We start from the raw sequence: 25,178 nt of genomic DNA on the forward strand, positions 1-25,178 counted from the left end.
CTTTAAGAAAAAAAGAAATAGCTAAAATCTATAATTTTAGCTATTTCTTAATGTTTGCAATCAATGCTTAATAAAGAGGTAATAAGGAAATCTGCATTAATATCTAGTTTCGCGCGTTATGATGAAGCATAATTTCCCTACAATAGTTGCTTTAATATTTGCGTTTTTCTGCACTAGCGTGTTTTCGCAGCAAATGAAGTTTAAAACCTTAACTACAGATGAAGGTTTATCAAACAATTCAGTAAACGATATTATTAGTGATCAAGATGGCAGGTTGTGGATAGCGACCTGGGATGGTTTAAATGTTTACGACGGAAATCTGATTCAGGTATTTAAACATCAACACCAAGATTCTACAAGTATTGCCGGAAACGAAATTCGTGCCTTTAAAAAAGATAGAAATGGCCGTATTTGGATATTAAATGATAATAATACCATATCGTATTATAAAGGAGATGGTGTTTTTAAAAATTTTAAATTAAGTTGGGAACCAGAAACTTTTCGGTTAACCAAATCTGGAGAAATAGCCGTAAAAACTTCTAATAGTTACTTCTCTTATAAGAACGATCATTTTCAGGAAATTTCAGCAGCCGAGATATTAAGAGAAGAAAACTACGGTCCTCTTCAGAAACTTTTAAAAGATCAGTTTCCTGATGTTATAATAAACGATGTATTAAAAGATAGAGAAGGAAATATCTGGTATGCTTCACGTAAAAACGGTTTGTTTTTTATTGCTAATACTCCCCAAAATCTCAACAACCAAGAGATAATACAATACACATACGATCCTTATTCGCCTTATAGTTTTACGAGTAACGAAATTGAAAAGCTATATGAAGATGATTTTGGTAATATTTGGCTTGCTCATAAAGATGGCGGGGTAAGTATGACATATCAGGAAGCTCAGCAAATTACCACAGTTACTCCGCATCCAAAAAGCTTTCCGCATTTACCCAACGAAACTATTCGGGGAATTACAAAAGATCAATCCGGAGCAGTTTGGTTGGGTTATTATAACCATGGATTGTATTATTTCAGTAAAAAAACAAACTGCTATATCCCTTTTTCGATTGAAGAATCTTTAATGAATCCAGATTGGAATAGAATTCGGAGTTTATTTACAGATTCTGAAGGAATTATCTGGGTAGGAACTTATGCCGGGATTATTAAGATTGAAGACAAAAAATATTCACTTATCACTGCTGAAGATTTTGAAAACTTTCCCGCCAACAGAAACTATTCTTTCTTTGAAGATGCTAATGATTTGTGGATTGCGTGTTGGGGAGGAGTTGCAAAATATAATAGAAAATTAGATCGTTTTGAAGCATTTGATCATCAAGAGGAATTAGCATCGTTTCATGTTCGAGAATTAATTAAAATTGAAGATACCTTGGTTTTAGCTACAGCCCATAATGGTGTCGTATTATTTTCAACAGCAAAAGGAATTTTAAAAACTATTGATACAGAAAATGGTCTTCTGGGAAATAGCGTATACAGTTTATACCAGGATTCTTTTAGCGATGAATTGTGGATAGCAAGTTTAGGCGGAATTAGCATTTATAAGAAATCGCAGGGAATTATTAAAAACCTAACCGAAGCCGACGGATTGCCAAGCCATATGGTGTATAGTTTGTTGCCAAATGAAAATGAGGTTTGGATAAGTACAACCAAGGGTATAGCGTTTATTGATAAAAAAAATTATGCTATTACGCAGTTACCAAAAGAACAAGGCTGGCAGGCACAAGAATTTTCTGAAGGGGCTTCTTTTCAGGATGCGAAAGGAACCTTGTTTTTTGGAGGAATTAACGGACTCAGTTTTTTTCAGCCAGATGCGTATCATTATACCAAGAAACCAACAAAGTTCTTTTTGAAGGTAGATGGTAAGGAAAATTATTCTTCAGAATTTACAAAAGAATATCAGGAAAATTCAATTTCGATTTCGATTACCCCAATAAGCTATACTGGTTTGCCTAAAAAAATTTGGTACAAGTTAGAAGGTTCAGATAGCGATTGGAAATCTTTTAAAAATTCAGAAGTTATTTACAGAGATTTAGCGCCGGGAGATTACAGTTTTAAAATTTCGAGTAATACAAATAAAGATCAGGCAACACAATATTTTCAGCTTCATATCAAAAAACCTTTTTATCAAACATTTTGGTTTTATGCACTTTGCTTGGCATTACTTGTTTTAATAGGAATTGTTTTTTTTGTGAGGAGAAATAGACTCGCAAAAAAAATAAGATACCAGTTAGAGAAAAATATTGAAGAGCGCACTGCGGTTATAGCAGCTCAGAAAAAAGAACTACAGGATGCAAATAAAAATTTAGAGCAAAAGAATATTGAAATTGCCAAGCAAAAAGAAAAACTTCTAAACTTACATCGAGATGTAAAAAATAAAGATTTTGAGGTTGAAAAATTCCAGACGTTCTTTTTATCAGACTTCAAATCGAAATTGAATAAAATAGCAGCACTTTTAAATACTGAAAAAAATGGTACGGAAAATGTCGAAAAAGAAGTAACCAAGCTTATCGAGGAAATTTCAGAATGGGATTATCTCGATCAGATATCAGAATTGGGAGAAAGCGTTACTGTACAGATTGATTTTGAAGCTCTTATCACCAAAATTTATCAGCAAATAGGCGATAATCAATATAATACGGAAACAAATTGTCAATTTTTTAAATTTTCCGAGGAAAATTTAGTCAGCTTAGATGTATTGCGTTTTAAATTATTACTAAGATACCTTATTCTGGAAATTTTTAAATATTCTGGAAATAATGAAAAATGTGATTTTAAAACAAGTTTACATTCAGATAATGTATGTATTGAATTAAAGGCCTCGAGTGGGCTTCTTCAAAAAGAGTGGCAAAATATCACGAATTTTAGTCCGTATTACAAAGCATTTCAATTACTGCTGAAAGAACTCTGTGGTAAGATTGAAGTTACGTATTATGAAAATTTGGAGATTACTATTCAAATTCCTGTCGCTTCAGTTAAAAATCAATCGGAAGCTTCTGGAATTCTTCAGTATAAACACTTACAGCAAGCACAAGATGAAGATAAAAGTTATATACTGGTGTATTGCGAGCAGGAGGATAGTACATTTTTAAATCAGCTTTTAAAAATAACCCAGAGCGATTTACTTTTTGAACATGATTTACACGGGTTAACATCTGCAGTACATCAATTTCATGTAGAGGCTGTTATTATTTATAATGCCGCTTTTTCGAGTGATTTTGAACAAGTATTACAACAAGCTTCATTGCAGCGTATACCAAGTTTATATATTTCAGAAACAATTAATCTGGCAACAGAAGAACGGGCAATTGAAAACGGAATAAACGCTATTGCAAATTTACCGATAAGTGCGGATTTGTTGAATAAAAAGATTGCAATGATTACCAATACGCAAAAGCAAGCGTATTCTACCAAAATAGATCGAATAAACGAGAAACTGGATCGTGATGATGTGGTTTTAAATCCACATGAAAAAACGGTAAAAAAAGCATTACAGATTATTGAAGAAGAACTGGATAACCCTCAATTTAATGTAGATCGACTTTTTAAACGTTTAGAAATATCCAGAACTAAAGTATATAGGGTTTTTAAAGAAATTTTGAATCAATCTCCATCTGATGTTATTATAAACCTGCGATTACAAAAAGCAGAGCATTTATTACTTACCGGAAATCTAAATATTAGCGAAATAGGTTTTGAATGCGGCTTTAACGATCCCAAATACTTCAGTAGAATGTTTAAAAAACATTACGGTGAAAGTCCGAAGCGCTATAAAAAACAGTTCCAAAAAACAATCTAAGATTACTGCTAGATTAGCCCAATGTTACGCCAGTATTACTGTAACTAAACTGCGAATTTTAAGCCCAAATAACACCAATTTCGCATCAATATTACACTTTTTTGGAACAAAAGTGCAGTATTGAATTTTTCTCTGAACCTACATTCGCCCAAAATCTTAAACTTTTTAAAGAACATGAAAAATTACTATTTGTTTGTGCTTTTTAGCATTTTTTGCGTGTCGGGCGCCATGGCGCAGTACACGCTAAAGGGAACGGTAGTCTCAAAATCGGACGGGATGCCACTTCCTGGGGTTACAATTGTGGCGAATAATAATAGTGGTAACGGAACTGTTACCGATTTTGATGGTAACTTTATCCTGGAAGTTAATGAAGAAAATGGAACTATCACCTCTAGTTATATAGGCTTTAAATCCCAAACCACGAATTACAGCGGAAATGAGTCTTTAGAGATTGTTTTAGAAGAATCTGTTGATGCTTTAGATGAAATTGTACTTATTGGTTATGGTTCTTCAGAGAAACGAGACCTTACTTCAGCAGTTGCTTCAGTAGGAAATATGGAAAGTTTAGAAAGCCGCCCGGTTTCAAATTTCTCAGATTTCTTACAAGGAAATTTACCTGGTGTAACAGTTGCTCAGGATGGAGGGGATCCTTCCTCTTCTTCTAATATCACCATTCGTGGTTTAGGAACATTAAACGGACAATCTCCATTAACTGTTGTCGATGGTGTACCTTATTACGGCCCTCCAATTAATCCTAATGATATTGAATCTGTAAGTGTTTTGAAAGATGCCGCTTCTGCTGCTATTTATGGTGCACAGGCAGCTTCAGGAGTAATAGTTATTCAAACTAAAAAAGGTAAAGTTGGGAAAATGCGTGTAAATCTTGATGCTTATGCAGGTTTCCAATCAGCAAATAATTTACCCACTCCGCTAAATGCAGAGGAAAACAATTTTGTGTATAACACCGCTGCAGATAATGCAGGAGCTTCCAGAGTATCTGCTCATAATCCAGATCAGAATCCATGGGGTGCGGTAACTCGTACCGATTGGATGGACGAAATTTTTAGAGATGCTGCCATATATAATCTGAATGCTAATATTAGTGGAGCTTCTGAAAAAGGAAGCTATTTAACCTCTTTTGGATATAACAAGGTAGATGGTGTGTTAGTAGGTACTAGCAAAGATCGTTATTCTTTTAGGGTGAAATCTGATTACGATTTTAATGATAAAATCACTATTGGTGAAAATGTATATTTCTCAAAATCTGAAGCGGTTGGAACCAATACTTCTAACGGATATTCAGGGGCAATCATCAATGCTATTTATATGCCGGCAGCAGCTTCCGTATATAACGAAGATGGAACTTACCAAGGTGTAGTGCCGCAAAGTCTATCAGATTTTGGAGGAGCTTATGGTGATGTTTACAATCCGGTAGCATTATTAGAACGTCCTACGATTAGCAATCCCGTAAATTATCTAAATGCGAATGTTTATTTAAACTATGAAATTCTTGAGGGCTTAACTTTTAAAACCAATTACTCTTATGCTTTAACCGATACTAAAAGTAAGCGCTTTCAGCCTAGAGTTCCAGAAATTGGAAGGTCTGATGCTCAAAATTATTTATACCAGAGTTATTCTGATGAAAATCGATGGATTTGGGATAATCAATTGAACTATAAAAAATCGTTCGGTAAGCATAATTTAGATCTTACCGCTATATACTCTTCTCAGCATACCGACTATGAATACTATTATCAGGAAGGAAGAGGTTTTGCAAACGAAGGTGAGTTTAATCATTATATGGGAAATGCTACTTCTTTACAACCTGCACAAACTGATGTTTACGAAGATGTATTAACTTCTGCCATTGGTAGAGCCATGTATAATTACGATCGTACTTATTATCTGTCTGCGAGTATTCGTAGGGATGAAACCTCTAGATTGGCTTCAGATAATAAATCTGATTATTTCCCATCGGTTTCAGGAGCAGTGCGCTTATCAAATTTACCGGCAATAGAAGACATCAACAATCTTAGCGACTTAAAATTAAGAGCTTCTTGGGGGCAGATAGGAAATATCAATACCGTAGGTTACTACTCTTTTGATGTTCCCATGCAAACTAGCTTAGCCGTTATGGGCGAGCAAGGTGCTTATGATGCAAATGGTTTGTATTTAGGCCGTCAATCAAATTCAAATTTGAAATGGGAAACTTCAGAATCTTTTGATATAGGTTTGGATGCAAGTCTATTTAAAAATAAGCTAAGCATTACCGCAGATTATTTTTCAAAGAAAACAAAAGGAATGATTATCCCTGGTTTAGCTGATGCACATCAAGGTTTTGAAGCCCCCGATGTAAATGGTGGTGAAGTGAAAAATACCGGATGGGAGCTATCGGTTTCTTATAAAGAAAAGATTAATGATTTTAGTTATAACATCTTCGGTAATATAAGTCAAATTGATAACGAGTTAATCAACTTAAACGGTTATAATGAAGCAGGTATCGATTTTATTCAACATAATGATGATGTACGAGGGGTTTTAAGACCTTTTAGATCTGCCGTAGGAGAGAATTTATATTCTTACTTTTTGGTACCGCAAACCGGAATATTTCAATCTCAGGATGAAATTAATGCATATACTAACAGTAATGGCGACTTAATACAGCCTAATGCAAAACCCGGAGATTTTAGATTTGAAGATACTAACGGTGATGGCAAAATAGATAGTGGAGACCGTAAATTTGTAGGTAGCTATCTGCCAGATTTCACCTATAGTTTTGGATTAAATTTGAATTACCAAAACTGGGATTTAAATGCATTATTCCAGGGAGTTTCAGGAGCTAAAGCTTTTAATGCTTATAAGTATTCTACGTATAACGCTTCTTTACAAGGTTACAATCTTGATAATCGTGTGTTAAATGCATGGACACCAGAAAATACAAGAACAGATATTCCAAGATTAGCTACAAGTGATGATAATTCAAACTTCGGTACTAACTCTACTTGGTATTTAGAAAATGCTTCTTATTTACGTTTAAAAAACATCACATTAGGTTATACGTTACCTCGACACACGATGGAAAGTATTTTTGAAGGTTCTTCATTACGTATTTATGCTTCAGCCGATAATGTATTTACCATTACTGATTATGAAGGGATGGATCCTGAAGTAGGAAACAATGGTTTGGATGTAGGTAGGTATCCATTGTCTTCCAAGTATGTAGTTGGTTTATCCTTATCATTTTAATGTACAAACAAAAAAGAAAATCATGATAAAATATATAAAACTTAGAACGATAGCGATTACTGCTATAACGGCATTGGTATTTACTTCGTGTTCTGAAGATTTTACCGATCTAAACTCCAAAGGAAGCGTTTCTTACGGTAATTTCTGGAAAACAGCAGATGATGTACAATTAGCTGTAAACGGGATGTATGAAGAAATGAGAACTTCAGAAATGTTTGGGCGAGGATTCTTTTGGTACATTAATGCTTCTGACGACATGATTACCGGTCGTATTAAAGCAGATGCAGATAATGTGAAAAACTTTGTTTGTACCGGGGACGAAGGCTACACGGCTAATATGTATCCTAGAGCTTTTAAAGTAATCCGTAGAGCCAACGATATTTTAAAAAATATTCCAGAAATGGATGTCAGCGAGGATGTAAAAAATCAGGCTATGGGAGAAGCATATTTTATGCGTGGTTTTTTCTACTTCTGGTTAGCACATAGTTATGGAGATGACGGCGAAAATGGAGGGATACCAATTATTACTGTAGATAATATGGAAGCTCCAGCAGGAAGCTATGAACGTCCTTCAAGTGTAAGAGAGAATTACGAACAAATTGTAAACGATCTTGATGCTGCTGCACAATTATTACCTCTTTTTACAGAAATGTCTGGTGCAGATTATGGGCGGCCACATAAAGATGCTGCAAATGCCTATATCGCAAAAACCTATTTATACTGGGCGCAATACGATGAAAGTAAATATGCAGATGTTGTTACCTATGCCGATAAAGTAATAAACTCAGGATCAGGAAGAGCCTTAATTGATACCGATAATCCTTCTGAAGATTATCGATTATTACATAGTCATTTAAATAACTGGACAAGCGAATACATTTGGTCAGTAAATTCTGGAGTAAATGCAGGAAGTATTCTACCCGGTGTAATGCTAGAGAATAAAGGATGGAGTAAGTATAATGGTTGGGGGTATTACCAGCCAACAGAAGAATTATATGAAGCTTATGAAGAAGGTGATGCCCGTAGAGAAGTGACTATTTTAAAATACGGAGACGAATTTGAGTATTTTGGAGAAACCCGAAAGTATTATTCTGAAAATTCTTTATCTGGTTTTCAATTCAATAAATACATGTATGAGTTCAAAAATGAATCTCCTATAGGAACTGATATTAATAGTAATGGAGACGATCCAACTACAGTTTATAACGTGCCTTTAATGCGATATGCTGAGGTACTTTTAATGAAATCTGAAGCTTTAATTATGCAAGGCTTAGATGGTGATGAGCCGCTTAATAAAGTTAGAGATCGTGCGGGCTTAGATGCTATATCTGGAGCCACTTTAGAAGATTTAAAACACGAACGCCGCGTAGAATTGGCAGGAGAATTTGCAAACCGTCATTTCGATTTAGTGCGATGGGGAGATGCAGAAGAAGTGTACAGCAATCCGTTACATGGTCGGGTTCATAGTGACAGAACTAATCCGGATTCAGAATATACTATTCAAGAGGTTTGGTCATCAAGAAATTACGATCCTTCTTATATGAATGTTTGGCCATTGCCTACAACGGTAATCGAAGGTTCAGGTATTCCTCAAAATATTGGTTGGTAAAGTGTTAGTTTGAGTTTAGTTTGTTTAATAGAGAGGTGCTATCCCTACTTAGCACCTTTCTTTTTCTTTATTTTATGCGAAAATTATTTAATTCAGTAGTTCTTTTTTTCTGTTGTGTAACAGTACTACAGGCACAGCAAAGTTTTAAAATTCATTCTCACAACGATTATGAGCAAAAAATACCTTTTTGGACAGCATATGCTGCTGGAGCCGTATCTATAGAAGCCGATGTTTTTCTGAAAAACGGCAAACTTCTTGTGGCTCATTATGAAAATGAAATAAATAAAAACAGAACTTTAGAAAGTCTTTATTTAAAACCTATCAGCGAAGGATTGCATCTTTCTACTATCAAAGATCAGCCAATTCAGTTAATGATTGATGTTAAAACAGAAGCGACATCAACTTTAAAAAAGATCGTTGAAACCATAAAAAAATATCCTGAGATCATCGAAAATCAACAAATTTCGATTGTAATTTCTGGGAATGAACCGCTTCCATCAGACTATAAAAATTACCCCGATTTTATTGCTTTTGATTATCAAAAACTAGAACCACTTACGGCAGCACAATGGGATCGAGTGGCTATGATTAGTGTAGATTATAAAAAATATGCAGTTTGGAATGGTAAAGGCAGATTTACTCATGAAGATTTACAAAAAGTAACTGCTGTTATTGAAAAAGCGCATAGTTTTAATAAACCTTTCCGATTTTGGGGCACACCCGATTCGAAATCGGCTTGGAAAGCTTTTGAAAAATTAGGTGTTAATTATATTAATACCGATGAGCCATTTAAATGTGCTTCGTATTTATTTACACTGAAAGATCGTGTTTATAAAAATCAATTATTATCTGAAGTGTACAAGCCTACTTTTAAATATGACGGTGCCCATGAGCCAGTAAAAAATGTAATTTTATTAATAGGAGATGGAAACGGACTTTCTCAGATTTCATCTTCAGTTTTAGCGAATAATGGGGAACTTACACTTACCCAATTAAAAAATATAGGTTTTATAAAAACTTCTTCAGCAGACGATTTCACAACCGATTCTGCCGCTGCCGGAACAGCACTGGCAACCGGAGAAAAAACCAATAACCGTGCTATTGGAGTAAATACCGCGGGAAATAAAATTCCAAATTTAACGGAGGTTTTAAATGATAAAGGATTTAATACAGCCGTTATAACTACAGATGAGATTACCGGCGCAACGCCATCTGCGTTTTATGCACATCAGAAAGATCGCGGAATGAATGCTGAAATTGCCCAGGATTTATTGAAAAGTAAATTAACATTTTTTGCCGGTGGAAGCGCTAAGTATTTTTCTAACCAAAATACGTTTGAAATAGCAGCTAATCTTGAAGATATTGCAGATAACAAATCAGATCGATTAGGATATTTTATGGCGGAAGGCGGTGTACCTTCTGTACTAGATGGTAGAAAAAATCTATTACCGAAAACCGTAGAAAATGCATTAACTTTTTTAAATTCTGAAAAGCCATTTTTTATGATGGTTGAAGCTGCTCAGATTGATAAATTTGGTCATTTCAATGAAACAAACGGAATTGTAACAGAGGGGATCGATTTTGATAAAGCAATTTCAAAAGCGATTCAGTTTGCAGATAAAAACCCTGGAACTTTAATAATTGTTACTGCAGATCACGAAACTTCAGGTTTTAGCATTCCGCAAGGAAATATCGAAAATCATGAAATTGAAGGAGATTTTACCACGCACGATCATACGGCAACAATGGTTCCTGTATTTGCCTATGGCCCGTACGCTGATACTTTTAGAGGAGTGTATGAGAATAACGAGATTTTCAATAAGATTTTAGAAGTATTAGAAAACTAAGGCACTTTTCATCCAAAATCAAAAAAGCTCTGAATTGATATTTAGAGCTTTTGTTTTTTATCATAGTAATTATGATCCTTAAACAATCATATTTCTAATCTTCTTGATATTGAATGAAATTCAATAATTCATTTGAAAAAATAGCGCTATAATTATTCTGCTATTTTTTATAACTGTGAGGCTTAAGAATTACCTGAATATCCTATTTTTGCGGGAAAATCTACTTCTTATGTTAAAACTCTACACGCTCCTAGTGGCGTTTTTTTTATGTTCTTTTGTGGCTTTTAGTCAAAATACCATTTCAGGAAAAATTATTGACGACAAAAATAATGCTGTTACCGAAGCTTATATCCTAAATCTTAAAAGCGGCCACCACACGCATAGCGATGCTCAGGGAAACTTTAGTATTTCAGCTAAAAAAAATGATAGTATTAAAATTCATCATATTGGTTTTGCTACTCAATATTTACAGGCAGATGGATCGGAAGCGTATACGATAAAGCTCCAAACAAAGATGAATCTTATAGACGAAATAGTTATTGCTCCAAAAATCAATGCTTTAAGTGTCTTTTCTGAAATAAATACCCGCGTAAATCCAGTAAATTCATCTCAGGATCTATTACGCTACGTACCGGGATTATTTATTGGTCAGCATGCAGGTGGGGGAAAAGCAGAACAGATTTTTCTTCGTGGATTTGATATCGATCACGGTACCGATATTAATGTAAGTGTAGACGGTATGCCTGTAAATCTGGTTTCTCATGCGCACGGACAAGGATATTCAGATCTTCACTTTTTGATTCCAGAAACGGTAAATGGTGTTAACTTTGGCAAAGGCCCATATGCTGCTAATAAAGGAAATTTTTCTACCGCAGGTTTTGTCTCTTTTGAAACTAAAGATCGTTTAGACGACAATGTAATAAAGGCTGAAGTTGGGCAATTTAATACCCAACGTTTAGTAGGAATGTTTAAAGTTTTAGATTCTGAAAAAGAATCGGCCTATATCGCTTCAGAATATTTGGGAACAGATGGCCCGTTTGATAGTCCGCAGTTATTTAGCCGAATTAATTTAATGGGGAAGTATGTTGGCCAACTTTCAGCTAAAAATCGTTTTAAAGCGATCGTTTCTTATTTTACGAGTGAATGGGATGCTTCCGGGCAAATTCCGCAGCGCGCAGTGGAATCGGGTTTAATTTCCAGGTTTGGTGCTATTGATGATACAGAAGGTGGAGAAACCAGCCGAACAAATATCATCTTAAATAACGAATATCAGATTGACGATCAGTCTGGCTTTTCTACTACTTTATTTTATTCAAAATATGACTTTCTTTTATTTTCTAATTTCACCTTTTTTCTGAATGATCCTGAAAACGGAGATCAGATTAAACAAAAAGAAACGCGGGAGATTTATGGAGTAACGAATACCTATCATCATAAATTTTATAACGATAATTTTAATGGAGATTTTGAAGCCGGAATATCCCTTAGAAACGATCAAAGTCGAAATAACGAATTATCACATACTGTAAATAGGGCAGAAGTCCTGGATTCTTTGAGTTTCGGAGATATTAACGAGACAAATTATTCGGTTTTTGCCAATGCCAATTTTCACTTCGGAAATTGGACATTAAACCCAGGTTTACGATTAGATTACTTCAAGTTTGTTTATGAAGACGGACTTATTCAGCAATACACAAATACAGCTGAAAATAAAACCGCTTTAAGTCCAAAACTGAATATTCTATATAACCTTAAAGACAATGTTCAGCTTTACTTAAAGTCAGGGAAAAGTTTCCATTCTAACGATACTCGAGTTGTGGTTCAGCGTGAAGGAAACGAAATCTTACCCGCAGCTTACGGTAGTGATCTTGGATTTATATGGAAACCTGTTCCAAAATTAATTCTTAATACTGCGCTTTGGTATTTATATCTAGAGCAGGAATTTGTGTACGTTGGAGATGAAGCCGTTGTAGAACCAAGCGGAAAAACAGTGCGTAAAGGATTCGATTTTAGTTTGCGCTATCAGCCATTTGATTGGTTGAATTATGATCTTGATGTTAATGGAACATTAGCAAGATCCAAAGACGAACCAGACGGGGAAGATTATATTCCGCTAGCGCCAGATTTTACTTTAACTTCAGGAATAAACATTATCCATCCTTCAGGAGTTTACGGTGGTTTACATGCAAGACATATGAATTCCCGTCCAGCCAATGAAGACAATTCTATTACTGCTGAAGGTTATACAGTTTTCGATTTTAATGCAGGCTATCGTTGGAATCATTTTGATTTTGGACTTTCGATACAGAATATTTTTGATACCGATTGGAATGAAACTCAATTTGCAACAACTACGCGTTTAGCTTCTGAAACCCAACCGGTAGAAGAAATTCATTTTACACCGGGGACACCGTTCTTTTTTAAAGGAATTATTTCCTATCGATTTTAGATAAAAAAAGCCCGAATTTGAATAATTCGGGCTTTATTTTTTCAGTTTTATTGATTTTATTTTTCTTCAGTATTGATAAGGATTGGTTCGCCAAAACCTAAGTTTGTTAATTTTTCAAGTTGAGTTTCAGCATCACCAACAATTAAATAATACATCCGTTTTGGATTAATGTATTTCTTAGCCAAATCTTGCACTTCAAGAATACCTAAGTTATTTACTAATTGTTCTCTTTGTTTAATATAATCGTATTCTCGGTTAAAATTACTTATTTCACTAAGCATATTTAGTTTAGCATCCAAAGTTTCAAATTTCCGCATGTTACTTTTAATCATATAACTTTTAGTAACATCAAGGTCATGCTGATTAAAGTCTTCTGGATAATCCTCTAATATCTGTTGAACAAGCTTTGCTGCATCATCTGTAATATTCGTTCTAACTCCGGTTGAAATCATAAAAGGACCTACATATTCATCACCAAAAAATCCAGATCTAATTCCGTAAGTATAGCCTTTGCCTTCTCGTAATTGCTGTGTAAGTTGTGAAGCAAAACTGCCACCACCCAATCGATAGTTCATAACTTCAGCAGGATAAAAATCCTCACTTTTAGCAGACATTGCCGGAGCTCCAAATCTAAAAACTGACTGTTTTGCACCCGGAACATCGTAAAAATAGACCTTTGATTGCTGCGGAAGTTGAGGTTCTGCATTTTTAGGAAGCTGAACATTTTTCGCAGGCCAATTCGCAGAAAGCGATTTTAGAGCATCGGTTGCGAGATTTTTATCGAGTGCTCCAACCACTAAAAATTTGGTTCTCTGTGGCGTTAAATTCTCTTTATAGTATTCTTTTAAATCCTGAAGACTAATTTCTTCTACTGAAGCTTTTGTGCCTAAAGTATTCTTAGAAAGTATATTTCTTTTGCCGTAGATCAATTTTTGAAACTCCAGATCTGCAATAGCATTTGGATTTGCTTTTTCTTCTTCCAGTTCGCTAAGCACCTGTTGTTTTGCCAGTTTAAACTCTTCTTCGTCCCATCTGGGTTCTAGTAGAATTTCTTCAACAAGAGCAATCGTTTCTTCAAAGTTTTTGGCTAAAGTTGTTCCAGAAACGCTAATTTGAGTTTTTCCTGAATTTATTCGAATATTAGCACCTAGCAGTGCAATAGCTTCTTCTAATTCTTGCGGCGTTTTTGTTGCAGTTCCTTTGCCTAAAACTTCTGCCAGTAAATTGGAAACTCCGGTTTTATTTCGATTTTCTAATAGAAGTCCGCCATCCATTTGAAATTCAAATTTCACTAAAGGAATTTCATTATTAGTGATTCCGTAAACTTGCATACCAGAGGGCATAAAGTCTTTCCAAACTTTGGGAGTAGAAAGTTCAGGTGTCGCTCCGTAGGGAGGTTCAACTGACCTGTCAAAACTAGAAGGCGTTTTTTCGTAAGACGCTTGCTGCGAAGCATCGAAATCTTCTTCCGCATTTTCAACAATTTTTTCTTCTTCAATTTCAGCAAGTTCAGAATTCTCTAAAGCTAAAGTGGTTTCACCTTTAGGAACAAAACTAGTAGCTATATAATGTTGATCTTTAATGTATTTGTTGAACACTCGCATTACATCCTCTTTACTTACCGCTAAAAGCTTATCCATTTCTTTATTGATAAAGTTAGGATCGTTAGCGAAAATCTGATATTGGGCTAACTGAAAGCCTTTTCCTAAAACGCTACTAACACTATTATAGAAGCTGGTTTCTTGTCCCGCTTTTATTCGTTTAAGATCTTTGTCTGAAATTCCATTTTGGGCAAATTCAGTAAAAGTTTCTTGTATAGCAGTGGCAATACTATCCAAATCTTTTCCGTTATAAGCTCTTACCTGAAGTAAAATTTCGCCTGCAAGTTCTGAAGTGTAATTGTACATTCTTACTGAACCGGTGAGCTCTTTTTCTTCAACTAATTTTTTATACAAAGGCGCATTTTTTCCGCTACTTAAATATTCTGAAAGAATGGAAAGCGCATAGGAGTCTTCGTGATACGAATAAACGCTAGGCCATGCCATAGTAAGTTCTGGTAGGCGTGCAAAATTATCCTCGTAATACAGTTTTTTGGTTTCTTTAAGCTCTACTAATTGCTTTTGTTGTCTTTTGATTTCCTCTCCTGAAGGTATTTCATCGAAATATTTATGAACCCATTGTTTGGCTTGGTCTTTATCAAAATCTCCGGCAATCGTTAAGATTACATTATTCGGGACATACCATTTGTTATAGAAATCTTTTACATCCTGAAGCGTCGCATTTTGTAAGTCTTCCAGACTCCCGATAACCTGCCAATTGTACGGATGATCTTTAGGATATAGATTTTTATCAATCACATACATTAAATGTCCGTAAGGGCGATTATCGTAGCTCTGGCGTTTTTCGTTTTTTACCACTTGTTTTTCTTTGGCTAAAACAGGTTCGGTTACAGTGTTGATAAAGAATCCGAGTTTATCGGCTTCTGCCCAAATCATTTTTTCAAGAGCATCTTTAGGAACAGTCTGGAAGAAATTAGTACGATCGCGGCTGGTAGAGCCATTGGCGCCAGAACCGCCAATTTTTGCACTCATTTTATCGAGTCCGCCTTTTCCAAGATTCTCTGATTCCAGGAATAATAAATGTTCGAATAAGTGTGCAAAACCGGTACGATTTTGTTTTTCTCTAGCTGAACCTACATGTGCGGTAAGCGCAACCGCCACCACAGGATCTGAATGATCGGTATGCAGTATAACTTGAAGTCCGTTTGATAAGGTAAAACTCTCAAAGTTTACTTTTAGAGAACTATCTTTTTGTGCGTTTATCGTAAAAACAACCAAAAAGCACAAAAAAGTACCTATTTTTTTAATTGTCATTGTTTGAGTTTTCATTGAACGGTTAACAGTTTACGGTAAAAAGTTTAAACTCTTTATTTAATTTTAATTTGCTTTTCGAATCATAAGATGTTCTAAATGAATCGATTAATGTCAACTTAGAGATTCAGCTAAAAACTAATTTAAGAATTGCTTTCTACCAGTTTGGTGCATATTTCTTTTGAATTAGCAAATTAAAACGTTATTCCCACAGAAAGTCCATAGCCGTCGGCAGGATAATTATAGTTAACATCTTGCACTTCACTGGTATAATAGGTTTTAGATTTTTTAAAAATTTCGATTGTGTATTGAAAATTATAATCACTCTCGAAATTATAGCCTACACCTAATTTGGCGGTCTGACCCGGTAAAAAGCTACCGATTTTTATATTTTTCCCTGTATTCAATAGAACAAAAGGACTGTCAAGTCCATAATCATAAAGGTTGAACCTAACTTCTAATATAGCTGGAATTGATTTGTATTCTTCATCAACATTAAAATTTATTCCAATTCCTGCAGACAAAATAAATTTTTTCAAAATAAAAATCCCATGAAGAGAATTCAATTCAAAACCCCACCCTTTATTAAGCTGATTTTGTTGATGAGTCAAAGTTTCTTCTGTGTTTTTATAAATTTCTAGAATATTTGTAGAAGTATAGAATTTTCGATCTTCCTGCGCATTTAGCGTACAAACCGCCAAAAAGCACAAAAAGGAAACTATTTTTTTTAATGTCATTTTTTACAATTTAAATTTCAGCATTCAGCATTCAGCATTCAGCATTCAGCATTCAGCATTCAGCATTCTTATCCAGAATCTAAGCTCTAATATCTAAAATCTAGCTTCTAAAATTTTACTTCACCATAAACAAGGCATTCGCGAAAAAGAGCTTGCCGTTTTGCCAGAATGATCTGAATAATGGATTATCTACCATATAGATTACGCTACCGCGCCCCATATTTTCTTCAGCAAAAACAACAGAATTTTCTAGTGTTTTATAGGCTTCGCTTCCCACAAATCCAGAAACAACTTGAGGTTCCTGCATATAAGCAACATTATAACCATTGCTTAGAAGTCCGTAATTACTGCTGCTTAACTTTAAACTGAAATATGTTTTATCATATCCAAAAGCCAGTGGATGTGTGTTATCAACTGTGGTTTTTACAATACTTCCCGGGCTATTATTTTTAATGCTTTCTCTCTGTCTCATGCTGTAAGGTGTAAGATTCGGAGTATTGGTATCTTCTTTATTTTCTTCAACACGATTTTCTTTAATGCTGAAACCATCTTTGCCAGCAAAATTACCTACAGCTCTACCTATTGTAATCATTTTGCCACCAGCACTAACAAAATCTTTAATTTTCTTAAGCGCTGTCTCACCTAAGGTACTTCCGTAGTAACCTTCAGGAACAATTAGGATATCATAAGAGCTAAGATCGATTCGGTTTAAATAATCGGTACCTAAAGCGGTAATCGGGAAATGTAGTTCCTGTTCAAAGAAATACCAGATTTCGCCATAGTTTAATGAAGAAGTTCCTTCGCCACGTAAAACCGCGATATTAGGATTTCCGATAAGCTTCATGTCTGGTGATCCAAAATCGGGTCCGCTACTTACAAAACTTGTGTTCGCAACAGTCAATTCTCTTTCAAATTCATTAGCCGTTTCAACCACAATGTCATTGAAATTTTCTAAGTTTTTATTATCACTTTTGGTAATCACTAAAGTCCCGGCATTAAATTTTTTCCCTTCTGAAGAAAAAGGAAGTTCACTAAATCTAACTTTTACCTCTTGTTTTAATAAAGCCGCTAAAAATTCAGCATCTTTTATACTTTTCCAGTTTGCGATATAGCCAGCACCTTCAGCATTAATAGTATTTTTAACTTTCGATTTTTCAGCTTCACCTTTTCCTGAATAAGATTTAGAACTCGCCACTGCATCAAGTCCGTAAGCATAAGGTAAACTCCATGCCGTAATATCGTAAGTAACCGAGTCGTTAAGTTTGGTTTTTGGTTCAAACAGAACCTCCACCATATGGCCTTTTGGTTGCTGAGTGCTTACCAGTAAAGTTTGATCGGTAGTAGTTAAACTTCCATTTTCATTTTTTGTAAAACTATACCCAGAAATTTTTTCTCCTGAATTTGCTGTAGAATATTTGATTTTGTGACGATCTAACAATTCTTTTAGCGCATCGATTTTATCTTTATTTCCGTTGAGTGCAAAAGTTTCATATTTTCTGTCGGTGTTTTTAAAGTAGTTGCTGAATTCACTTGCCAGTTCTTCTGCGTTTTTAGAAGCCATTTCTATGGTTGAAATTCCCGTAGTAAAATGATGATCGATACGATCTTTTAAAGTTAGCGTATGTTCTTGATCGGTTTCAATACCTAATCCTCCGCGGCCGTGGCCTGCTTGCTCATAAGTCATCCCAATTGCACCCATGTAAGTAGGATAGGTGTCACCATAGCTGGGATAAAGCAAATCGAAACTTTCTTTGGTGAAAAATAGCCAACCTTCTTCATCAAAATATTTTGCATTGTTTTTACCGATTCTTGTTTGGAAATCTCTTTGAAACGGAGTGATAATATCATGAAAAGGCTCGGCTGCGGGAGCAAAATAATAAGGGTTATTTATTCCTTGTTCATGAAAATCTACATGAATATGCGGCATCCACTGATTATAAATTTTTAATCGACTTCTGGTTTCTACTTGTGTAGCCCAAACCCAATCACGGTTAAGATCGTACAAATAATGGTTTGGTCTTCCGCCTGGCCATGGTTCGTAATGTTCGGCAGCATCTTGCGAAGTACTAAAAGGCGTTTGCCTTACCTGGTTGTACCAGTTGGCGTAACGGTCACGGCCGTCTGGATTTACACAAGGATCGATAATAACGATGGTGTTTTTTAGCCAATCTTGCTTTTCAGTAATTAAATTATAAAGTGTTTTCATGGCCGCTTCTGTACTGGAAGCTTCGTTACCGTGCACATTATAACTTAACCAAACGATCGCCTTATCGGTAGTGGGGTCACCGTCTAAGATTCCGGTTTGTTTTAAGTGGTTTTTCCTGATGTCTTCAATGTTTGATAAGTTTTCTTCCGAAGAAATTACTGCGTAAGTAAGTGGTCTTCTTTCATTCGTTTTTCCATAGGTATGGTAAGTTACCAAAGGAGAGTTTTCTGCAATGTGTTCAAAATAATTTACAACATCTGCATGTCTGGAAAATTGACTACCTAGTTCGTATTCTAAAAATTCTGAGGGCGATTTTACCTGTGCTGTAAGGCTTAGAAAACTAAACATTAAAAAGGCAAAAAGTAGTAATTTATTCTTCATAAAATAAGTGAGGGGTTAACGTTAGGGTAGTAAAGATAGCCTAGATGGGCGAATTAACTAAAAATTAGTGCAAAAAAGTTATACATTCGGTATCTTTGCATTCTCAAAAAAAGTCTATGCCTACCGATTGTATTTCGTATTCCGAAACCAATTATTTCTCCAAGCTTATTTTGGATTATCTGGATCAAAAGGAAGAGTTAGCTTCTTTTTATAATCGCTTTCCAGAAATTGGAAATTTTGAAGCTCAGATTAAAGAAAAGCAACAAGCTTTTTCTGCTGAAAACAGGAAGGTTTTAGTAGAAAGCCTGAAAAAGCAATACGATGGTTTCGAAATTTCAGAATCTACTTTGGCCAATATCGAAGCGCTTTCTAAGGATACTACGTTTACAATTACTACCGGGCATCAATTAAATCTTTTTACAGGTCCGCTTTACTTTTTATATAAGATCATTTCTGTAATCAATCTTACGAAAATCCTTAAAAAGGAGCATCCAGAATATGATTTTGTGCCGATTTACTGGATGGCGACAGAAGATCATGATTTTGCTGAAATTAATTACTTCAATTTAAACGGAAAGAAATTTCAGTGGAATTCAGAAGAAAAAGGAGCTGGGATTGATGCCGTTGGGTATTTATCTACTGAAGGTCTCGATGAAGTTTTCGAACTTTTTTCCGCAGAAATAGGAGGTGGGCAAGATGCCGAATATCTAAAATCATTATTTAAAAAAGCATACTTAGAACATACAAATTTAACGGAAGCGACACGTTATCTTGCCAACGAGTTATTTAAGGAATATGGTCTTGTAATTATGGGAGCGCAACAACGGGAGTTAAAAAAGTTGTTTGTTCCTTATGCTAAAAATGAATTGTTAGAGCAACGTTCTTTTGAAAACACGAAAAATAAAGTTGAGGATTTATCGAATCTTGGCTATAATGTTCAGGTAAATCCACGCGAGATCAATTTATTTTATCTGAATAATGGCTATCGAGAACGTATTATAAAACGGGATGATAAATTTTACGTTCATGAAAAGCAGATTGAATGGACTAAGGATGAAATCTTAGCTGAGTTGGAGGAATATCCACAACATTTTAGCCCGAATGTGATGGTGCGCCCGCTTTTTCAGGAAGTGATTTTGCCCAATTTATGCTACATCGGCGGTGGCGGAGAATTAGCATACTGGTTGGAGTTGAAAGATTATTTTGAAGCCGAAAATGTGCCTTTCCCAATGCTTTTATTACGAAATTCGGCATTAATCCAAACCGAAAAGCAAAGAGAAAAGCGAGAGAAGCTAGCTATTTCGAACAAAGAACTTTTTCTTCAGCAACACGAACTTATTAATCGAAAGGTTCGAAAAATATCGAATATTGATATCGATTTTAGTAAACAAAAAGAACACTTAGTGAATCAGTTTCAGGAGATGTATGATTTAGCTGAAAAAACAGATAAATCTTTTCTTGGAGCGGTAAAAGCTCAGGAAGTAAAACAATTAAAAGGCTTAGATCATCTTGAAAAACGCTTATTGAAAGCACAAAAGCGGAAGTTGAAAGATGAGGTAAGTAGAATTGCAGATTTACAAAATCAATTATTTCCTAATCGAAATTTACAGGAACGGCAAACCAATTTTTCTGAAGTTTATTCCACCTATGGGCAGGAACTTCTAGAGAAGCTTTTTGCTGAACTAAACCCATTAGAACAACATTTTAAAATTATCACTTTTGGAACAAAATAAAATGCATACCATAGATATGAACTTGGTAGAAATGACGCTGGATGTCATGAAATATACCATAGATCGTATCTCGAATATTACACCGGAACTTGGATCTCCAAAGAAAGAATCTGAATTGTTTGAGATGGTTGGAGAAACCATCACGCCAGAAGGTATTGGCGGAGAAAATGCTTTTAAAATGTTTAAAGATGTGTTGGTAAAGGCCTGCGTGCCTATCGATCATCCTAGACATTTAGCGTTTGTGCCTGCCGCACCAACCAGAGCAGCAATTATGTTTGATTTGGTAACATCGGCTTCTAGTATCCACGGAGCGTACTGGATGGAAGGAGCAGGAGGAATATTCTGTGAAAATCAAGCCATGAAGTGGATGGTTTCTTTAACGGGACTTCCTGAAACTGCATTTGGTGTATTTACCAGTGGAGGAACCGCAGCAAATTTATCTGCGATGGTTGCTGCTAGAGAAGAGTGGAGAAGAAGATCGTCAGATAACGTAAGTGTTCGTGGTTTACTTCTTACCTCAGATGGTGCCCATAGCTCTGTACAAGCCATGGCAAAAGTTATTGATGCCGATGTAGTAATGATCGATAATCATGATGATAAACTTACCGGAGCAGAACTCCGAAGAGCGATCGACGAGCTAGAAGAGAAAGATAGAAAACGCTTATTTGCGGTAGTAGCTACAGGCGGAACGACCAACGCCGGAATTATAGATGAACTGGACTCTATTGCAAATGTTTGCGAGCAGGAAAATGTTTGGTTTCATGTAGATTGTGCTTATGGTGGTGGTGCACTTGCAGCAAATTCGGTTAGGCATTTATTTAACGGAATTGAAAAGGCAGATAGTATTACGATCGATCCCCATAAGTGGTTATTCTCACCTTATGATTGTGGAGCAGTAATCTATAAAAATTTAGAGCATGCTAAAAATGCCCATTCTCAAAAAGGAGCTTATTTAGAGATCTTTAAAGATGAAGGAGCGCAAGGATTTAATCCTGCAGATTATCAAATCCAGTTAACGCGCCGTGTGCGGGGGATGCCTTTATGGTTTTCTTTGGCAATGCACGGAACCGATAAATATAGACAAGCAGTAGAAAGAGGAATTGAACTTGCTCAAATAGCTGCTAAAAAGATAGAAGCTATCGATCATGTTGAGCTTGTAAGACCATCTAGTTTATCTGTGGTGTTATTTAGAAGAAAAGGTTGGTCACCAGACCAGTATCGAGATTGGACGTATAAGAATCACAATTCTGGTTTTGCCTTAGTTACCCCAACAAAATGGAAAAAAGAAACGATAGCTCGTTTTTGCTTTATCAATCCAGATACTACGAAAGACGATATCGATAAGATATTAGAATCGATGAAGTAATTTATAGATTGAAAATTTATAAAGTAAAAAGCTGAAAGCTCATGATTGAGCTTTCAGCTTTTTTTATTTGAGAGCTCAATTGAAGAATTAAGCTTAATATTTTAAACAAACTCAATAATCTTAAATCTAATATTGAAGTTTATATATTCTGAATTTGAATTCAGAATTTGAAATAAATCGAACTACTCAATACTAGTTCTAACTATTGCTAATTAGTCAATCTCGTATTCCAGCCTCATTGTAATACTGGCAGTTTTCTTTTTGTCGGCGGTATTATAAGCACCACTCCAGCTGTAATCTTCACCACTATTTTGCCCTGTAATTTGGAAGACACCCATATCTGCACTTTTTAGATCGCCTAGGGTTTCTCCTGAATTTGATGCTATTCGCTCGGCTCTTAATCTAGCATCTTCAGTAGCTTTAGAAATCATTTCAATCTTTAAATCGGCTATTTTAGTGTAGTAATACCTAGGTGGAGTAGAATTAAACTGAACACCTTTATTCAATAATTCAGTAATTTCTCTGGAAACATCTTCGATTAATTCGACATTATTAGACTCGATTTTTACACTTTGCGTAAGTTGATAACCTTTAAAAATACTGCCTATATAATTCCCATTTTGGTATTGTTGTTCTCGCTGTTCATTAGTTTGAACCGAGTTGAAAACAATATTTTCTTCTTTAATTCCTTTTTCTATTAAATAATTTCGAACGGTACTTTTATCTCTGTTCAGTTGATTATAAGCCGTTTCAAGATTTTCGCTCATCTGGCTAAACTCTCCTTCCCAAACAATAAGATCTGAAGTGAAATTCTCACTACCAGCACCGGTAACAGATATGCTGCCATCTGGATTAGCTCTGCTCACATAAGCATCGCCTAAAAACCAGGCAGCAATAACAATAGCAATAGAAAAGATAATAGCACTTAAATATTTCATAGCACGTAGGTTTTATGCGATAAAATTAAGCTTTAATCTTTAGGATTATCACGATAATTGGCAAATAATAATTGCAATGCCTACAACACATATTACCGTCATAATGTAATACACCAATTCTAAAATCGATCGGGAAGGGTGCAGAGAGTCCATCAACTCTTTTTCTTTTTGATTAGTCATTTGGGGAGATTTAGGTTAAGTTAAAATTTAGTTAAAACAAATAAAAGCGAAAATATCTGAAAAACCAAAAGGGATGCACTTCGGTTGTTCTAAATTAGCAATTTTTTAATCTAATAAACATTAATTAAACTTAGGCTTATTTTACTCAATAATCGAGACCAATAAGGTATTCATGGATCGTCCAAAAACTAAAAGTAAAATAATTGTAGATTGTATTTTATTTTTAGCTCAAATTCTTAATTTTGCGCATGCAAAATAACGTACTCATCTTAGACTTCGGTTCGCAGTACACGCAATTGATAGCAAGGCGTGTAAGAGAATTAAATATTTACTGCGAGATTCATCCATTTCATAAAGTTCCACAAGACCTTTCAGGCTTTAAAGCGGTTGTCCTTTCAGGAAGTCCGTTTTCAGTAAGAGCAGAAGATGCTCCGCATCCCGATTTGTCTCAAATTAGAGGTAAATTACCGATGCTTGCTGTTTGCTATGGTGCTCAGTATTTAGCCCATTTTCACGGCGGTAAAGTAGAACCTTCTGAAACCAGAGAATATGGTAGAGCAAATCTTTCTGTAATTAAAGACGCCGAGCCACTTTTTGATAACATCAAGGAAAACTCTCAGGTTTGGATGAGCCATAGTGATACTATAAAAGAATTACCTGAAAATAGTATAAGGCTTGCAAGTACAACCGATGTTTTGAACGCGGCCTATCGTATTGAGGGTGAAGAAACTTTTGCAATCCAGTTTCATCCTGAAGTTTATCACTCTACCGATGGTAAACAATTATTAGAAAACTTTTTGGTGCACATCGCAGGTGTTGAACAAAGCTGGACGCCAGGTGCATTTGTAGATCTAACTGTAGGAGAGCTAAAAGAAAAGATTGGTGAGGACAAAGTTGTTTTAGGCCTTAGTGGAGGTGTAGATTCTACGGTAGCAGCAATGCTTTTACATAAAGCGATAGGTAAAAACCTTTACTGTATTTTTGTGAACAACGGTTTGCTTAGAAAAAATGAATTCGAAGATGTGCTTCACCAGTATAAGGACATGGGATTAAATGTAAAAGGAGTAGATTCTTCTGCACGTTTTCTTGATGCTTTAGCCGGAATAAGCGATCCTGAATTAAAAAGAAAAGCGATAGGAAACACTTTTATTGAAGTTTTTGATGATGAGGCTCATGAAATAAAGGATGTCACTTATTTAGCACAGGGAACTATTTATCCAGATGTAATTGAATCGATCTCGGTTAATGGTCCTTCAGTAACCATTAAATCGCATCACAACGTAGGTGGGTTGCCAGATTTTATGAAGTTGAAAGTGGTAGAGCCATTAAGAATGCTTTTTAAAGATGAAGTACGAAGAGTAGGAGCCGAGCTAGGTATAGATAAAACGCTTTTAGGACGCCATCCATTCCCTGGACCAGGCTTAGCGATTAGAATTTTAGGTGATATTACTGCAGAGAAAGTAAGAATATTGCAGGAAGTAGACCACGTTTTTATCCAGGGACTTAGAGATTGGGATCTTTACGATAAAGTTTGGCAAGCAGGAGCAATTCTTTTACCGGTACAATCTGTAGGTGTAATGGGCGATGAGCGTACTTACGAGCAAGTGGTTGCTTTAAGAGCGGTAGAATCTACCGATGGTATGACGGCCGATTGGGTAAATTTACCTTACGAATTTTTACAAAAGACTTCTAATACAATAATAAATAGAGTAAAAGGCGTTAATAGGGTAGTGTACGATATCAGTTCTAAGCCACCAGCTACGATTGAATGGGAATAGAATTTGTATTGAACCTATAAA

General features: G+C 35.4%; 12 protein-coding genes. 8 read left to right on the top strand and 4 right to left on the bottom strand.

Annotation, left to right across the window (positions count from 1 at the left end; translation table 11 throughout):
* Positions 1-193: 193 nt before the first annotated feature.
* The 5 genes from PBT89_RS05570 (at position 194) to PBT89_RS05590 (ending at position 12,968) form a co-directional block, all read left to right on the top strand.
* Positions 194-3,817 carry a two-component regulator propeller domain-containing protein gene (locus tag PBT89_RS05570; protein ID WP_270063769.1) on the top strand — a complete coding sequence of 1,208 codons (3,624 nt, stop codon included), beginning with the start codon at positions 194-196 and terminating at the stop codon, positions 3,815-3,817.
* A 174-nt stretch (positions 3,818-3,991) separates the two neighbouring features.
* Positions 3,992-7,063 (top strand): SusC/RagA family TonB-linked outer membrane protein, encoded by a 3,072-nt coding sequence (locus tag PBT89_RS05575; RefSeq protein ID WP_270063770.1) that lies wholly within the window; start codon positions 3,992-3,994, stop codon positions 7,061-7,063.
* A 22-nt stretch (positions 7,064-7,085) separates the two neighbouring features.
* Positions 7,086-8,672: a RagB/SusD family nutrient uptake outer membrane protein gene (locus tag PBT89_RS05580; protein ID WP_270063771.1), complete on the top strand. Its 1,587-nt coding sequence runs from the start codon at positions 7,086-7,088 to the stop codon at positions 8,670-8,672.
* A gap of 74 nt (positions 8,673-8,746) precedes the next feature.
* Positions 8,747-10,519: an alkaline phosphatase gene (locus PBT89_RS05585; protein ID WP_270063772.1), complete on the top strand. Its 1,773-nt coding sequence runs from the start codon at positions 8,747-8,749 to the stop codon at positions 10,517-10,519.
* Positions 10,520-10,748: 229 nt separating this feature from the next.
* On the top strand, positions 10,749-12,968 hold the full coding sequence (locus tag PBT89_RS05590; RefSeq protein ID WP_270063773.1) for a TonB-dependent receptor: 2,220 nt from the start codon (positions 10,749-10,751) through the stop codon (positions 12,966-12,968).
* A gap of 56 nt (positions 12,969-13,024) precedes the next feature.
* On the opposite strand, the gene PBT89_RS05595 is transcribed toward PBT89_RS05590, so the two are convergent.
* The 3 genes from PBT89_RS05595 to PBT89_RS05605 form a co-directional block, all read right to left on the bottom strand.
* The gene (locus tag PBT89_RS05595) at positions 13,025-15,841 is read right to left on the bottom strand and encodes a M16 family metallopeptidase (RefSeq protein ID WP_270063774.1); all 2,817 of its coding nucleotides are present in this window, start codon (positions 15,839-15,841) and stop codon (positions 13,025-13,027) included.
* A gap of 191 nt (positions 15,842-16,032) precedes the next feature.
* Positions 16,033-16,575 carry a hypothetical protein gene (locus PBT89_RS05600; protein ID WP_270063775.1) on the bottom strand — a complete coding sequence of 181 codons (543 nt, stop codon included), beginning with the start codon at positions 16,573-16,575 and terminating at the stop codon, positions 16,033-16,035.
* Between the two features lie 115 nt (positions 16,576-16,690).
* The gene (locus tag PBT89_RS05605) at positions 16,691-19,162 is read right to left on the bottom strand and encodes a M14 family metallopeptidase (protein ID WP_270063776.1); all 2,472 of its coding nucleotides are present in this window, start codon (positions 19,160-19,162) and stop codon (positions 16,691-16,693) included.
* Positions 19,163-19,278: 116 nt separating this feature from the next.
* Here PBT89_RS05605 and bshC point away from each other — a divergent pair, with 116 nt between their 5' ends.
* Both bshC and PBT89_RS05615 read left to right on the top strand, forming a co-directional pair.
* Positions 19,279-20,895 (top strand): bacillithiol biosynthesis cysteine-adding enzyme BshC, encoded by a 1,617-nt coding sequence (gene bshC / locus PBT89_RS05610; RefSeq protein WP_270063777.1) that lies wholly within the window; start codon positions 19,279-19,281, stop codon positions 20,893-20,895.
* A gap of 1 nt (position 20,896) precedes the next feature.
* The gene (locus PBT89_RS05615; RefSeq protein WP_270064250.1) at positions 20,897-22,261 is read left to right on the top strand and encodes a pyridoxal phosphate-dependent decarboxylase family protein; all 1,365 of its coding nucleotides are present in this window, start codon (positions 20,897-20,899) and stop codon (positions 22,259-22,261) included.
* Between the two features lie 212 nt (positions 22,262-22,473).
* On the opposite strand, the gene PBT89_RS05620 is transcribed toward PBT89_RS05615, so the two are convergent.
* Positions 22,474-23,199: an SIMPL domain-containing protein gene (locus PBT89_RS05620; RefSeq protein WP_270063778.1), complete on the bottom strand. Its 726-nt coding sequence runs from the start codon at positions 23,197-23,199 to the stop codon at positions 22,474-22,476.
* Between the two features lie 428 nt (positions 23,200-23,627).
* Here PBT89_RS05620 and guaA point away from each other — a divergent pair, with 428 nt between their 5' ends.
* Positions 23,628-25,157 carry a glutamine-hydrolyzing GMP synthase gene (guaA, locus tag PBT89_RS05625; RefSeq protein WP_270063779.1) on the top strand — a complete coding sequence of 510 codons (1,530 nt, stop codon included), beginning with the start codon at positions 23,628-23,630 and terminating at the stop codon, positions 25,155-25,157.
* Positions 25,158-25,178: the final 21 nt, after the last annotated feature.

This window comes from Zunongwangia sp. HRR-M8 (assembly GCF_027594405.1).
Lineage (GTDB): Bacteria > Bacteroidota > Bacteroidia > Flavobacteriales > Flavobacteriaceae > Zunongwangia.

Excerpts from the sequence above, each read along its gene's own strand:
- PBT89_RS05620 (WP_270063778.1), bottom strand. The coding sequence starts at position 23,199 with ATGAAATATTTAAGTGCTATTATCTTTTCTATTGCTATTGTTATTGCT.
- PBT89_RS05615 (WP_270064250.1), top strand. The coding sequence starts at position 20,897 with ATGCATACCATAGATATGAACTTGGTAGAAATGACGCTGGATGTCATG.
- PBT89_RS05605 (WP_270063776.1), bottom strand. The coding sequence starts at position 19,162 with ATGAAGAATAAATTACTACTTTTTGCCTTTTTAATGTTTAGTTTTCTA.
- PBT89_RS05570 (WP_270063769.1), top strand. The coding sequence starts at position 194 with ATGAAGTTTAAAACCTTAACTACAGATGAAGGTTTATCAAACAATTCA.
- PBT89_RS05595 (WP_270063774.1), bottom strand. The coding sequence starts at position 15,841 with ATGACAATTAAAAAAATAGGTACTTTTTTGTGCTTTTTGGTTGTTTTT.
- PBT89_RS05600 (WP_270063775.1), bottom strand. The coding sequence starts at position 16,575 with ATGACATTAAAAAAAATAGTTTCCTTTTTGTGCTTTTTGGCGGTTTGT.
- PBT89_RS05575 (WP_270063770.1), top strand. The coding sequence starts at position 3,992 with ATGAAAAATTACTATTTGTTTGTGCTTTTTAGCATTTTTTGCGTGTCG.
- bshC (WP_270063777.1), top strand. The coding sequence starts at position 19,279 with ATGCCTACCGATTGTATTTCGTATTCCGAAACCAATTATTTCTCCAAG.
- PBT89_RS05590 (WP_270063773.1), top strand. The coding sequence starts at position 10,749 with ATGTTAAAACTCTACACGCTCCTAGTGGCGTTTTTTTTATGTTCTTTT.
- guaA (WP_270063779.1), top strand. The coding sequence starts at position 23,628 with ATGCAAAATAACGTACTCATCTTAGACTTCGGTTCGCAGTACACGCAA.
- PBT89_RS05580 (WP_270063771.1), top strand. The coding sequence starts at position 7,086 with ATGATAAAATATATAAAACTTAGAACGATAGCGATTACTGCTATAACG.
- PBT89_RS05585 (WP_270063772.1), top strand. The coding sequence starts at position 8,747 with ATGCGAAAATTATTTAATTCAGTAGTTCTTTTTTTCTGTTGTGTAACA.